The organism is Burkholderia sp. S171, from assembly GCF_009766085.1.
In the GTDB taxonomy this organism is placed as follows: domain Bacteria; phylum Pseudomonadota; class Gammaproteobacteria; order Burkholderiales; family Burkholderiaceae; genus Caballeronia.
In genome coordinates this window covers 34,081-48,415 of record NZ_LMUF01000062.1, presented here as the reverse complement: position 1 = coordinate 48,415, position 14,335 = coordinate 34,081, and the positions used below count along the sequence as shown (strand labels likewise).

At 58.7% G+C, this 14,335-nt stretch carries 12 protein-coding genes; 9 read left to right on the top strand and 3 right to left on the bottom strand.

All coding sequences use genetic code 11. The annotated features are described in order from the left end of the window. Positions 1-59: 59 nt before the first annotated feature. Positions 60-464 carry a hypothetical protein gene (locus tag GSQ93_RS34535; RefSeq protein ID WP_254074217.1) on the top strand — a complete coding sequence of 135 codons (405 nt, stop codon included), beginning with the start codon at positions 60-62 and terminating at the stop codon, positions 462-464. 1,538 nt (positions 465-2,002) lie between these two features. Here GSQ93_RS34535 and GSQ93_RS34530 read toward each other — a convergent pair. Beyond that, positions 2,003-3,196, bottom strand: coding sequence for an MFS transporter (locus tag GSQ93_RS34530; protein ID WP_216857718.1), 1,194 nt, complete (start codon positions 3,194-3,196; stop codon positions 2,003-2,005). Positions 3,197-3,257: 61 nt separating this feature from the next. On the opposite strand from GSQ93_RS34530, the gene GSQ93_RS34525 reads away from it, so the two are divergent. Beyond that, a complete protein-coding gene (locus GSQ93_RS34525) occupies positions 3,258-4,046 on the top strand; it encodes a helix-turn-helix transcriptional regulator (protein ID WP_158940416.1) in 789 nt (262 codons plus the stop codon). Positions 4,047-4,549: 503 nt separating this feature from the next. After that, positions 4,550-4,789, top strand: coding sequence for a DUF4148 domain-containing protein (locus tag GSQ93_RS34520; RefSeq protein ID WP_158940415.1), 240 nt, complete (start codon positions 4,550-4,552; stop codon positions 4,787-4,789). Between the two features lie 349 nt (positions 4,790-5,138). Here the strand turns inward: GSQ93_RS34520 and GSQ93_RS34515 are convergent, their stop codons facing one another. Both GSQ93_RS34515 and GSQ93_RS34510 read right to left on the bottom strand, forming a co-directional pair. Beyond that, on the bottom strand, positions 5,139-6,134 hold the full coding sequence (locus GSQ93_RS34515) for a porin (RefSeq protein WP_158940414.1): 996 nt from the start codon (positions 6,132-6,134) through the stop codon (positions 5,139-5,141). Between the two features lie 288 nt (positions 6,135-6,422). Next, a complete protein-coding gene (locus GSQ93_RS34510) occupies positions 6,423-8,198 on the bottom strand; it encodes an SMP-30/gluconolactonase/LRE family protein (protein WP_254074216.1) in 1,776 nt (591 codons plus the stop codon). Positions 8,199-8,371: 173 nt separating this feature from the next. Here GSQ93_RS34510 and GSQ93_RS34505 point away from each other — a divergent pair, with 173 nt between their 5' ends. The 6 genes from GSQ93_RS34505 (at position 8,372) to GSQ93_RS34480 (ending at position 14,326) form a co-directional block, all read left to right on the top strand. Next, on the top strand, positions 8,372-9,640 hold the full coding sequence (locus GSQ93_RS34505; RefSeq protein WP_158940413.1) for an ABC transporter substrate-binding protein: 1,269 nt from the start codon (positions 8,372-8,374) through the stop codon (positions 9,638-9,640). 263 nt (positions 9,641-9,903) lie between these two features. Then, positions 9,904-10,650, top strand: a complete 747-nt coding sequence (locus GSQ93_RS34500) for a carbohydrate ABC transporter permease (protein ID WP_158940412.1) — start codon at positions 9,904-9,906, stop codon at positions 10,648-10,650. A gap of 2 nt (positions 10,651-10,652) precedes the next feature. Further along, the gene (locus GSQ93_RS34495) at positions 10,653-11,492 is read left to right on the top strand and encodes a carbohydrate ABC transporter permease (protein ID WP_158940411.1); all 840 of its coding nucleotides are present in this window, start codon (positions 10,653-10,655) and stop codon (positions 11,490-11,492) included. Further along, positions 11,489-12,304 (top strand): SDR family NAD(P)-dependent oxidoreductase, encoded by an 816-nt coding sequence (locus GSQ93_RS34490; protein ID WP_158940410.1) that lies wholly within the window; start codon positions 11,489-11,491, stop codon positions 12,302-12,304. Before GSQ93_RS34495 ends, GSQ93_RS34490 begins: the two co-directional genes overlap by 4 nt. After that, positions 12,304-13,263, top strand: coding sequence for a dihydrodipicolinate synthase family protein (locus GSQ93_RS34485; RefSeq protein ID WP_174254711.1), 960 nt, complete (start codon positions 12,304-12,306; stop codon positions 13,261-13,263). Before GSQ93_RS34490 ends, GSQ93_RS34485 begins: the two co-directional genes overlap by 1 nt. Then, entirely contained in the window at positions 13,250-14,326 is a 1,077-nt protein-coding gene (locus GSQ93_RS34480; protein ID WP_158940409.1) for an ABC transporter ATP-binding protein, read from the top strand. The genes GSQ93_RS34485 and GSQ93_RS34480 overlap by 14 nt, the downstream gene beginning before the upstream one ends. Positions 14,327-14,335 lie beyond the last annotated feature (9 nt).

Genomic DNA, 14,335 nt, shown 5'->3' with positions numbered 1-14,335 from the left:
TCTTCAATGAGAATTTTTCGCACCGTTTTTTTTATATTAAGGAATCCTCGAAGAGGAAGATGATGATGAAACTCAGATGGACCACTGTTCTGATTGCAATGAGTGCGAGCGTTCTGATTGCCGGATGTGCGAGTCCTGTCGAACGAGCCAACGAGCGTAATGACCTTTTGGCGGCGGCGGGCTTCCACATAGTCCCTGTGACGACCGATCAACAACGTTTGCAGTTGCAGACGCTACCGCCGAATCGTGTCGTTCAGAAGGTCAAGGACGGGAAAGTCGTCTTTCTATACGCAGACCCGTATGCGTGTGGCTGCCTGTATATCGGCGACGAAAATGCGTGGGACAACTACAAGCGCGAACAGATTCGACAAAACTTCATCAACCAGGAGCGCATGAATGCGGAGATGAATGAAAACGCCGCGTGGAACTGGGGCATGTGGGGCCCCGGATGGTGGGCTTACTGACGGCCTGTCGAGGCCGGACTATAAGCGAACAGATCGACAACTTGACATTGCCACTTCAAGGCATGCGAACACAGAAAGCGCGCGACGATGCGGACTTGGACGCTGGCAAGGATGCCTTTTGCCAGTCCCGCGCGGCAGAGCGCGCGATGAGAGGGTAGCCACGGTTCTTCTCGGAAACGCGGCCCCCGAAGAACCGTGCATGCGAGCTTTCCCCGCACACGACTCGCACACAGCATTAGCGTCTTGTTGACGCCGGTCTTGCCATTGCAGCGCAAGCCCTTCGCAAACGTCACATCGTTGATTCGCCTCATTACCGAGGCGAAGGGCGCTGACCCGTAGTCAGACCGGCCACTCACAAGCTGCCCTTCGTCGAATCTCGAATGTAGGCCCACAACAATTGCACCACGCGAAAGTCTGCATCTTTTCAGATTGCGGCAAATTTTGAACCCCTATGCGGCCTATTATCAGCCGCCCTTCGCTTTTTCCGCATTCTCATACCCGCTTCCTCACAGCGCCCCTCACGGGTTGCCTGCCTTGATTGCGATGAACCGAAATCAAGGCGAAGAATCGGGCTTACCACGTTCTCTTCCTTGCCGACCCGCCAGTTGCGCGCGCCTATCCGTTTAGCACCTGCCTCTTTCCCGATGGCGCTTCGACGGCGTACGCTCAAGAACCAGGAGCGTAACCAGCCATTCACCTTTTGGTTTGAGCCTGACGGCAGCTTTGGCTCATCTTGCATTACGAGAATTCAAACTGCAGTTCACTTTACGTTGTGCATGCGGAACTTGCCTAGCCTTCACACCGCACGGCGGCTGGCAGTGTCGACTCCTTCCTCGTCGCCGAGGTGAGTATTCTTTCGAGAAGTACATCGTCCCCGGAGCTTCACACCCGACTGTTACCCATCGCGCATGTCCAGATAGGCAACTGCCGTAAAACAGGTCACAGCTTCGATCACCGACACATTGGTCATCGAATGTATGACAAGACAAGAAAGAACTTTGCCATCCATACTGATTGCCGATTAACGCTTGGCGGACGGCGACACTTGTCGCACGGTTCTGCTGCAAATAGGCATTGGATTGGCTAAGGTGGCGATCCAATCAATCTGGTGGCTGGTGATGGGCAAGGGGAAAGTTCTGGCGGGGGTGTTCGCAGGTCAGCATTTTGATCGGGAGATCATTGTTCTGTGTGTGCGCTGGTACCTTCGCCACAAGCTAAGTCAATCGGCTTGACTCATCAGCCGGCTAATGCCCGGTTGCGATTCTGTCGTGGGGTCCTGTTTGGAAATCGCGTGACAGCGTATTCAACCACGCGCGAATGAATCGATCGGGGCGCGCCTTCGCGGCCACCTGGAAACGGCATTCGTTCGCGTCGTGTCTGGGACATTCGAGCGGCTACTAACACTAGCGAAGCGGCCCTAGGCTGTCAGATGACCGTATCGATGCGTGGATATCTGCCGTGCCACCGTTCGTCGGATTTCTGCCTGAAGCCGCGCGGTACCGCATTGTGTATTTTTATGGATGTGATTCAACCGCACCTTATACATTACGTTGTCGTGACCTACCCTCCTGCATTAACCGAAACAGGCACAACATCGTCGCGATCACGCCGCACACGATTAGCGTTCCCCCAAGCGCTTGAGTCGACGCGGTCACCATCATTCCCGCGCCGATCATCAGGTAGTACATCAATCCGAACAGCGCGCCCGCGGAGCCCAGCCTGTCTTTGTAGGCGACAAGCGCATGGCCGAGCACATTGGGGATGGCGACACCGAACGCCACTACAACTAGCAGCATTGGTGCGAGGAACCACGGGCTGTCCTGCAAGGTAGCGACGCCAAGCGCGCTTCCCAGCATCAATACGCTTGCCATTCGCAGCATGCTTTCGGCCTGACTGCCTGCCTTGAGCCTGTGCCGATTGATCCACGCACCCAGCGCTGAGCCTAGCGCCAGCAAGGCTCCGCTGTACCCGTACATCTCGGTGCCAAGATGGAGTCGCTGGAAAACGAATGGGCCGAGATCGTAATAGCTATAAAGCGCGACATTGAATACAGCAACCAGCAGGGCGGCACGCCAGATGAGCGGATCCCGAAGCATCAGGTTTAACGTTGCGGAAAGCGGCTCGGTCATACGACGCGGCGGGCGAGTTTCGGGCAGCGCGGCCACGGTCCAGACAATCAGCACGCACGAGAGTACGAATAGAGCGGCCACCACACCTTCGTAGCCGAAGCTGCGCACCAGCGCGGCGCCCGCGAACAGCCCGATGGCGGGACTGGCGGCGAGCACCATGCCCGCCATCGAGAAAATTCTGGCTAGCTCTGCCCCTGCGTAGCGGTCCCTGAGCACCGTCTGCGTAACAACCGAGCCGACGGCCGCGCCGAAAGCAGCAGCGGCCTGAGATACCAGCAAACCATCGAACGTGGTGACGGCAAACGCGGCACAACAGGCCATTGCATAGACGAACAAGCCACCCAACATCGCCAGCTTGCGGCCGATCCGGTCGCATGCGCGTCCCCAGACCAGTACGCCGAAAGCAAACGCGACAAAGTAAACCGCAAGGGCTTGGCTCGCCGCTTCAGGAGGAACCGAGAATGCCCGTGAAAAGTCGGCCAGAGCCGGGCTGAACAAGGTCTGGGCGATTTGCGGGAACATCAACAACGCGATGGATAATGGGAGCAGACCTCTCGCTTGCATGACACCGTCCTCCTGACGAAAGACGCTATGGTCGATCATTCTCACCAGTCCGGTTACAGGTTTTTGGACAATAAATATCTGAAAAGGGACAATGGCTTGCATGCCCTATCTCGACGCAACTGACGCAACTGACACGTTCGACCCCGACTCCTTCGAGGCCGAGGTCATTGGCCTTGCGACCTCGCTGGGCGATCACGATTCAGGCTCCCATCTGCACCAGCGGGGGCAATTGCTGTACGCGCGGCGTGGCTGCATCCGGATAACCCTGGCTGACCGGTTGTGCCTGCTTCCGCCATCGCGCGCCGTCTGGATTCCACCGCACACGGCGCATCGCGCGGTGATGCAGCAAACGGTCGATTATCGGTCGCTCTGGTTCAGGCCAGACCTGAGCATGTCGCTACCGAACGATGTTCGCGTGATCGACGTCCGCCCATTGCTGCGCGCGGTCCTTGAGTCGATCGCGCTGGCGGATTTTCATGAAGACTGGCGCCATGGTCGGCATGCGCACCTGCTCGGACTCTGTATTCACGAAATAGGCGATGCGCCGCAGGAGGCAATGTTGCTGCCGTTACCCTCCGATCGTCGCCTCGTGAAGCTGACCTCCCAGCCGGATCGCATGCCACCGGAATTGCAGGTGCTGGAAGAAGCGGTCGGGGCAAGTGGCAAGACCATTACGCGCATTTTCCAGAGAGAGACCGGGATGGGGTATCAACAGTGGCGTCAGCAATGGCGTCTGATGCGATCGATAGAACTCCTGGCCACCGGGCACAGTATTTCGTACACGGCGGCGGAACTGGAGTTCTCCAGCGACAGCATTTTCATTTCCTTCTTTCGAAAAATGCTCGGCGACACCCCCAGGTCATATCTCGATCGTTCTCTGCCAATCTAGTCCCCTTTCACCACGGTGCGTGGCCTTCAGCCGGCGAACGAATCTGGAAATACGCTTTTAAACCCCGGACCAGCGTCCGCTGTGACGAGGCGGATTTAACCGGGTGGATGCAATAGTTAGCTGGAATCGTTCGGCTGGCATTTTGTAGCTCAGGGGTTTTCTCGGAACGGTCGTTCAATCGTCTTGCCATGGCATTGAGTTTGCCTGCGAATACACTGACAGGCCGTCGCCCTCGGGAAAATTTCGCATCGCTTCCATTTGATGGCAGTGTCTCATTCGCATTCATTGCAGCGCACAAGCCTCAGAACGTCGAACCTCGCTTTACTGTCGAGGCCGCGTCGAGCATGAGAAAGTAGTAGGAGGGCAATCCGGTGCCGGTCAATCGCTAACGAGTAGCGGACCCGGCAAGGCGAGGTCTGCTTGGCTACAATGAATCTACCGGCCGTTGGCGCTTTGCCGGCGTGGCCGGGACGACGTCTCCTTTTCCTCGGAGGAAAGTCATCATGAAACTCGTTTTATATGCCTTAGCGACACTCTCTGTAGCGGCCGTTCCCGCCGTTTCTTTGGCCCAGTCAGGCAAGCCGTTGACGCGGGCTCAAGTCATTGCAGAGCTTATCGAGGTCGAGCATGCGGGCTTCCATCCCGGATCCGTCGATTATGTTGAGTACCCCGGCAATCTTCAGGCAGCAGAGGCACGTATCGGCGCGAAGCGCGGAAACATAAAAAGCACGCCTAACCGATAACCCAACTGCAAGGGAGGGCAGATGGCCGGTCATCCTTTCACGTCTCCCCAAGCGAGCGACGTTGAGGCCAACGCCGACGCAAACATGCCACACAAAACGCCACCCAAAACGCCACCCTGTAAAGTCCAAAGCAGCGCGTAGTTCAAATCTCGCACGCAGGCGAAAAAGAGCGGCCCGCTTCCAGGGCCTTTAAAACGGGCAGCAAACGAAGCGCGCCATCCTGGCGTTCGGAGAGTGAAAACACCTGGCCGGAAGCTCGCTTGATCACCTCTCTCCTCGCACCGCTCTTCAGTTCGCCTCCTTTTTGTCGACCACATGTGTGCGTGACCGGCAATCGCGCTGATGTGTTTCAGAATAAGTGTCGCAGACCGACCGTATAGCCTGTGCCGTTAGTCGACGTGTTCGTCGCCTGCCAGCCTGTGGTTCCATAAGCGAATCTTCCTGACTTGGAGTCGTAGACGACATCCGCATAGACGCTCGTCGCTTTGGACAGGAAGTAGAAATAGCCCAATGCGCTACGGCATTGAATTGTCTGTCCGTTGGATGCCGTGTGACTGAAGGTGGTCATTACCGCCTGCGCCGGGCCAATGGGGATGCTGAGGCCGGCCATCTGGTTGTGAATCGACTGGCTAAACGTGTTCTGGCCAAAGCCATAGCCGGCATAAAGCCGCGCAAACCCGAAGTCGTATTGACCAGCCGTATAGGCCCAGTGAGCGTGGTCCCCCTGCGGACGGATGAACGAGGCGGCGAGCTTGAGATTCAGACTCTGATACACGATCGACGCGGAATAAGGAATGTTGTCACCCTGAACCGCCGAGTCGCGTGAGGCGACCTGCGCGCGCACAGTCACTGAACCCAGCGTGTACGCATAATTCGCCGAATTGTTCGTGCGCACCGTATCGATTTGTCCTGGGCCGCCGTTTGCCTCGGATATGCCGCCGCGCGCAGCATAGCCCGCCACCAAGCCGTTCTGACCAAAGGGGTCGGCCGATACTTCGGCGTAGTGGCTCGCATTAACATCCCGGCCCAGGGCGAGGTGACCGAACCATCCCTCGAGCCCGACGGTCGAGCGGCCACTGAAGAACGAACTCGAGTTATAGAACGTGCCGTTGTTCGGATTGAACTGTTGTTCCAACTGGAAGATTGCCTTGTACCCGCCTCCCAGATCCTCGACCCCTTTGAAACCCCAGAAGCTGGTCGCCCCGGTGTTCATCCGGATAGCCTGACTGCCGTCGTATTTGCCGACCTCCAAATCGACCAACCCGTAGAGAGTCACTGACGACTGCGCCATCGCAGCGTTTGCGCCCAGCGCGGTCAAGGCAGCCATGAATAATTTTTTTCTCATCACTAACAGTCTCCTCGGTTAGTTCCGTTAAATGGAACTTATGAGTGAAGTTTAGCATTCAGTGGAACCAATGCAAGTTGTTTTAGAGCCTCTTCGGGATACTCCTAGGATTCGCGTTGTCACGATGCATCGAGGGAGCGGTGGGCGGCAAACAGAGGGCGAGCCGCGCGCGGAGGTCTGGCGCGAAGGCGATCAGCGAGATCTTGAAGCGGCGGTAGAGGGTAGGGAAGGTTTCGACATCGCCAGGCGCAGTGCCGGCGATGTCACGCGCGGATGAGCCGAAGAGGCTTATCCGGCGAAGGTCGTCTCGGGAAGACCGCGCACGCCGGGGATATTGACTGCGAAGAGCGATCCGGAAAGTGGAGCGCTATTAAGCATGTCTTCGGTCAGCCGGACGCGCGCACTGGTTACATAGAGCACGTCGAGATTCTGGCCGCCGAAGCAGCAACTGGTCGGGCGTGGGACGGGCATGCGAATGCGCGTCATTTCCCGGCCCTCGGGATCGAAGCGCACGACGCACCAGTCGTCCCACATGGCGACCCACAGGCAGCCCTCCGCATCGACGGTCAGGCCGTCGGGCGAACCCGCCGACGAGTCGAGCGTGATCAGCGGCCGACGGTTGGCGATCACGCCGTTGATCAGGTCGAAGTCGTACTGATAGATAGTTTTGCGGTGCGAATCCGTGAAATACATCCGCGTATTGTCCGGGCTCCAGCCCAAGCCGTTCGCTACTGTGAAACCCGTATCCATCTTCTTCCAGGAACCGTCTGCGTCGACCCGGAACAGGTTGCCTCGATTGGCCACCGCGCCCATGTCCATCGTGCCCACCCACAGGCGCCCCATGCGGTCGCACTTGCCGTCGTTGTAGCGATTGAGCGGCCGGTCGAACTCCGGGTGAGAGAAGCGCGTGAGATTGCCGACCTCGTCGACGGTCATCAGACCGCCCGGTGTCGCGATGAGCAGCCCGCCGGTCGCCTTCGGGATCACGAGACTCAACATTGAGCCGAGTTTGAGTTCCGTGCTTGAGCGGCTGGCTGCATCGAAACGGTGGATGGTGGGCGTGAGAATGTCGACCCAGTAGAGCGCGTCGTCACGCGGCGACCACATTGGCGCCTCGCCAAGCAGCGACGGCACCTGGCTCACGCAGTGAACGTCTGCGTTTGCTAGCGCGGGAGGTTGGCTCTTTGCCGCAAGCGACATAGATTGGCCGCCCGAGTTGTGCGAGATCTTGCGCGCAGCGCCCATCACTGCCGCCGACAGATTGTGTGCGCGCGCCACGTCAAGCCGGCTTGTATTGCCGGAGATGGCCACCGCGCCAATCGGCCGGCCCTCGAAGTCGAACACCGGCGCCGCGAGCGCGACCATGTCGTTTGAGCCCTCCTGGTTGGCGAGTGCATAGCCGCGCGAACGCGTCAGGTCGAGCTCGCTCCTGAGCGCGTCGACGGACGTGATCGTGCGCGGACCGAGCGGCTGCAATGTGATCGTGTTCAGCAGATCCTGCTGCTGGAGCGGGTCGAGATAGGCCGCGATGGCTTTGCCGGCCGCGCTTGCATGAAGCGGCAGGCGCATGCCGACGCCGAGCGAAATTCGCCCGACCTGGCGCGCGTCTTCGCTGGCAATGACCACGGCACTATTGCCGTCCAGAATCGCCAGATGCACCGATTCACCAACGAGATCGCGCAGCAGGACAAGTTCGTCTTGCGCGGCGACCCGCAGGTCGAAGTCGCTCCAGACCTCGTGCGCGAGTTCGAGGAAGCGCAACCCGAGGCGGAACGTCTTGCTGTATGCATCGTGACGCAACAGGCCTTCGCGCTGGAGCGTCGTCAGGATACGGTGCAGCGTGCCCTTGGGCAGGCCGCAGGCCCGTAGGAGCTGTGTGAATGTCATGGGCGTTGGCGCCTGCGAGACTATATTCAACAGGTACATTGCCTTTTCGAGCACGCCGACGCCGCCCGGGCCTTTGTCTTCACTTATGGCGAGCGCCGCCGTCCCCTCACTCTCGAATTCCGCATTCAGCGGATTTGCGGAGGTGATTTCTACTATTTTTCGTTTCGCTTTGGTCAAGTCTTTCGCCTCAGATGGAGATGGCGGGTCCGTTTCCTATAGAACGCGCCTCTTTGGGGCATTGTACGCCCAAAAGTTTGACGGTTAGATTTCTGTTCTATTCAATGGAACTTTTAAAAAAACCATGCTAGGATCGCATCACAAGTTCCAATTATAGAAACAAGGAGACAAGTGTGCTCACACGACGCAAATTCATTTCGGCCGTGGCTGCCTCATCCGTTTTCGCGCCGGCGCTGCTGAAAGCTGCCACAAACGGTTTCACGTACGTGGGCTGGTCCCAGGACGAAGCAGCCAGCAAGGCCACACTGAGCAGGATTTTCGAACAGTTTCAGCAAGGCGACCCTGGCGCGGCGGTTAAGGTCGTGGGGTTCCCTTATGCGCAGATGCAGCAGAATCTTTTCCTGCGGCTGCGTGCGCATCAGCCAGTCGATGCAGCCCAACTCACGCTGCAATGGCTGCCGCAATTCGGCGCGACCGGCAAGATGGTCGACTTCAACGACGTCTACGGCAGGGCGGCGCTCGAAAAGGTCATCGATCCGGCAATCCTGCGGCTTGGCGAATTCAAGGGCAAGCAACTGAGCATGCCGTGGACCGCTGGCTCCATCGGCATGGTTGCCAACGCGACCGTCCTGAAGGAAGCCGGCGTTCCCCAAGCGCCCGTCACCATTGACGCGTTCATCGAATCGCTCAAGGCGGTCAAGGCGAAATTCCCTGAAGCCGTGCCGTACGCCATGTCTACTAAAGACAATGCGTCGATGGCGGCTGACTTCCAGACCTGGCTGTGGACCTTCGGTGGCCACATCTTCAACGAGCAGGGACAGGTCGTGGTCAACAGCCCCGCTGGCGCGCGCGCGCTCGGGTTTATGAGCGACCTCGTGAAAGACCGTCTGGCCGCAAAAGACACGGACCGCTACGACGCCCGCCGCCTGTTCGCGCAGAACCGCTGCGCCTTCTATCAGGATGCGCCGCTCGCCCGCGGTTTCGCCCGCGACAATTCTGGTAAAGGCACCGCCTTCGACGTGAACGTTGAATCTATCGCGACACCGGTTTTAAAGAAAGGTGATGTTCCGCGCTCGTTTGCATGGGGCCATCTGCTCGGCAGTTTCGCGCAAGACAAGCAAAGTTTCGATGTGAAGTCGGCGCCCGCTCGCTTTGTTTCGTACCTCAGCATGACTGACGAGCCGCAACTCGAGTATTTCCAGCGGATTGGTCTGTTCCCCGTCACCCGAAGCGCAATCGCCAAACTATCCGGCGACCCGTATGTCGCGAACTGGACCGCGAGCGCAAAGAGCGCCACACGTGACGAACTTGCTTTCTTCCCGAATGTTGCGGACCTGACGGTGATCGTCGGCGAGCAGGTGCAAGCCGCCGTGCTGGGGCAAAAGACGGCTGCGCAAGCAATTGACGACATGAGTCAGCGGCTGAGTGCCGCCATCGTATAAGCAGGCGTCGCCGCGAATGAACTCGTGCCCGCACGTCAATCCGCGCGTCAATCCTTTACACGAACCCGGTTCCTATGAACAACGCTAGCCTATCCTCGACGCAGTCCGATCTACGGGCTGCAAAGCAGCGTGGATCATTGAAGTCGCACGAAAGAAGAATTGGATTTGCTTTCGCGCTGCCTTCGCTGATTGCATTCTTTGCCGTTATCCTGATTCCGTTTCTACAATCGCTCAAACTCTCTTTCTATCGCTACACGATAGAAATGGATACGCCCCGCTTTGTCGGCCTGCGTAACTTCAGGAAGCTGCTGAGCAATCCCGACACGCTGACAATCTGGTTAAACACACTGACGTTCGTGGTGCTGACGACCAGCATCACGCTCGTGCTCGGTCTCGCGTGGGCGGTCGTGCTCAATCAGTCGTTCAGGGGCAAGGCATTTCTGCGCGCGCTTTCGCTGTTGCCCTGGGTTCTTCCTTCGACCGTTACCGCGTTTCTTGCCGCTTGGATCTTCAATGGTCAGTACGGCATCCTCAACGCGATTCTGCTGCAGTTGGGCGTGATTACGGACCCTGTACCCTGGCTGGCCGAAGCGCACTCGGCTATGGCGGCCGTGGTCCTCACACGCGTCTGGGTGTCGGTGCCGCTGTTCATGGCGTTCTTCCTGGCAGGTCTGCAGGGCGTGTCGCAGGATCAGATGGACGCGGCGCGAGTCGACGGTTGCGAAAACATCGGCGTTTTCCGATACGTCGTGTTACCCCATCTCGCGCCGACGATCATCATCGTGACCATACTCGGCGCCATGAGTAACCTGCAGGCGTTCGACGTGATCTATGCGCTCACTCAAGGCGGTCCGGTCAAGGCCACGACGATGCTGTCCATCGAAGTCTACAAGCAGGCGTTTCAGAACTGGGATGTCGGCAGCGCATGCACGATCGGCGTGCTGTGGTTCGTGACCATTGCGATCCCGTCCGTGTTTTATCTGCGCATTCTGTTCAAGCGGGAGAATTAAGCATGTTACTTCTCAACAACTGGCGAGCAAGAACCGGTTTCCTGATGCTGTTGCTCGTGATTGGCGGCTTTCTGTTTCTGCCGATCGTCTGGATGCTGCTGACGTCGATCAAACCCGAAGGTGAAGTGTTCGTGCGCATTCCGTCAATATTGCCGCACGCACCAACGCTGGAAAACTATCGTTCGCTCTTCGGCCACAGCGGGACCGGGCTGCAACTGCGCAACAGCCTGATCACGGCGGGCGGCGGCGCGCTTCTCACCGTCGCACTGTCGACCTACGCGGCGTATAGCTTCGCCAAGTTCCGCTACATCGGCCGCAAGCCGCTGATGTTCCTGATGCTCTCGGCGCAGATGTTCCCGTTTGCGATGCTGCTGGTCAGCGTCTACCCGATGTTTCAGTGGGCTGGCCTGCTCGACACCCGGCTGGGTTTGATCATTGCTTACATCATCCTCGCGCTGCCGAGCGGTACCTATATGCTTTACAGCTATTTCATCAATATTCCTAATGAAATAATTGAAGCAGCTCGTGTCGATGGAGCGAGCGAAGTCTACATCCTGCATCGAATCGTATTGCCGCTCGCTATTCCCGCGATGGTGACCGTCGGCCTGTATTCGTTCATGTGGGCCTGGAACGATCTGCTCTTTTCGCTCACGCTTGTGACGTCCCCGGAGTTGCGCACGGTTGGCCCCGGCCTGCTGCTGAGCTATCTGGGTGAAGGCCGCGCGAACTGGGGCGGAGCCATGGCCGAATCGATCGTCATCTCGCTGCCTGTCGTGTTGGGGTTCGCCTTTCTGCAGCGTTACTTCATCAAGGGGCTTACCGCTGGAGCGGTCAAATCATGAGACTTGAGAACAAGGTAGCGATCGTCACCGGTGCGGGTCAGGGTATCGGCCGCGCGATCCTCGAGCGGTTCGTGGGCGAGGGCGCCCGGGTGGTCGCCGTTGAACTGTCGGATGCGAGCGCCGGGCGCGCAATCGCCGGCTTGCCGCAAGAGCGCATAGAAATGTTGTGCCTCGACGCGCACGAGCAATCGACCGTCGATGAGGCCATTCGCGTCGCAAGAGCGCGCTTCGGCGGACTCGATGTGTTGGTCAACAACGCGGTTCAGTACACGGCGGCGAGCCTCACTAACGAGACCGACGAAGGGTGGGCCCGCACGATCGATTCGGCGCTGACCGCGACGTTTCGTTTTTGCCGCGCCGCGATGCCGGAAATGATCGCGCGTGGTGGCGGATCAATTATCAATGTTGCGTCGATCAACCAGATTGTCGCGAATCCGGGCCTTGCCGCGTACACCGCCGCAAAGGGCGGCGTGCGGGCGCTGACGAAGCAGATCGCCGTCGAATTCGGCGTGCAGCGCGTGCGCTGCAACTCGATCTCGCCGGCATTCATCGCAACCGAGCGCACGGTCCAGGGACTCACGCCGGCGGATCTTGTAGCCGTTGCGCAGAGCTATCCGATGGGCCGCATCGGCGAGCCAGCCGACGTCGCCAACGCGGCGCTATTCCTCGCCAGCGATGAGTCTTCGTTCATTACGGGAGTGGATCTTCCACTCGACGGCGGCTTGACGTCGCTCGCAGCCAGCGCGCTGTTGTCGAACCATATTCGTACCTCGTGGGGACTTCCTGCCCTGCACATCGTGGAGAACAAGTAATGACGATAACGACCGCCCACATACCGCTTGTCGGCGTGTTTCCGGTGTTGCCGACGCCGTTCGAGGAGAACGGCGATCCTGACGTCGTCAGCCTGCGCAATCTCGTGCGCTACCTGCTCAAGGCTGGGGTGGACGGGATTACCTACCCGGGCGTCGCCAGCGAGTTCGGGCAATTGAGCATCGACGAAAAGCTCATGCTGACTAACATTGTGTTGGACGAAATCGACGGCCGTGTGCCGCTGATTGCCGGTGTTTCCAGTACGGATGCCGAGTTGACCATCCGGCTCGCGCAAGCGACGTCCCAAGGGGGAGCGGCGGCGCTGATGATCGCGGTCCCGCCGGACCGGTTGACCGCGCAGCCACAGATCGAGTTCTTCAGTCGAATTGCAGCGGCAGTGCCGCACATACCCATCATGCTGCAGAACGTGCCGGCACCCGTTGGAGCAGGCCTGGATCCCGAGGTGTTGCTCGAAATCCTGAATGCGGTGCCGGCTATCCGGTACGTCAAGGAAGAAACCCTGCCGAGCGGGCAGCGGCTTTCGATCCTCAAGGGCCGTGCACCGAAAACGATGCTGGGTGTGTTCGGCGGCGCCGGCGGCCGCTACATCACGGACGAACTACGGCGCGGCGCGTGTGGAACGATGCCGGCTATCGAACTGGCAGAGATTCACGTTGCGCTGTTCAAGGCGCATAGCGCAGGGCAAAGCGAACAAGTGAGGGCGCTGTTCACGCGCATGCTGCCGATCCTGAACGTGCAGGCGGTGTTTCGCTGGTCGTTGACGAAGTACGTCCTGCATCGGCGCGGACTGATCACATGCAGATTGCAGCGTGCGTCAGGTCCCTTGCTCGACGCGGCCGATACCTCTGACGTCGACGATTTCCTGCGCGACATCGACGATCTCCTGATTCCTCAGCAAGTGCTTTCCACCATTAGAGGCGAGTTACATGGCACAGCTTGAATTGCGTCAGATTAATAAATCGTTCGGTGTCGCGTCCGTCATTCAGGACGTCGACCTGCATGTTGCCGATGGCGAATTTTGCGTGTTCGTCGGACCATCGGGATGCGGAAAGTCCACATTGCTCAGATTGATTGCGGGGCTCGAGGAAAGCACGTCCGGCACGATTTCAATCGGCGGCAACGATGTCACGGGGTTGCAGCCGGCGAAACGCGGGATCGCGATGGTGTTTCAGTCGTATGCCCTTTATCCGCACATGAGCGTCGCGGAAAACATGGGGTTCGGCCTGAAGATGGCGAGGTTACCGAAGGAGCGCATTGGAGAAAAGGTTAAGGAAAGCGCGCGTATTCTGCAAATCGAGCATCTGCTGGCAAGAAAGCCAAAGGATCTCTCCGGCGGGCAACGTCAGCGCGTGGCGATTGGCCGGGCGATCGTGCGTGAGCCTTCGCTCTTTCTGTTCGACGAGCCGCTCTCTAATCTGGACGCTGCGTTGCGCGTTGAAATGCGGCTCGAGCTTGCACGCATCAAGCAAGACCTTGGCACGACGTTCGTCTATGTGACGCATGACCAGGTCGAAGCAATGACCCTCGCGGACAAGATTGTCGTGCTGCGCGACGGAAAGATCGAACAGGTGGGACGTCCGCTGGATCTGTACCACCGTCCGGCGAACCGGTTTGTCGCAGGCTTTATCGGGTCGCCGAAAATGAACTTCATCGAGGTGTCGGCAGCGCCCATGGATTCGATGTCGGTCAACGTCGAGCTGCCGGCCGGTCATGTGTGCATGCCGGTGGCGAAGCGGATCACCAGCCCGACCCTGACCCTGGGTGTGCGGCCTGAACATATGCGGATCGTCGATAAGCGTGATGCACCGCTGATCGGTGAAGTCAACTTCGTCGAGCGGCTCGGCAGCGAAACGTTCGTCTATGTGAAGACGGTGATGGGAACGATTATGGCGAAAGTCGACGGCACAACAACATGCGCAAGAGGTGAGCTCATCGGGCTCGCATTCGCCGACGAAGCACTGCATCTTTTTGCGGGCGATGGCTCGCGCATTTCCGCTCCCTGACTAATCACG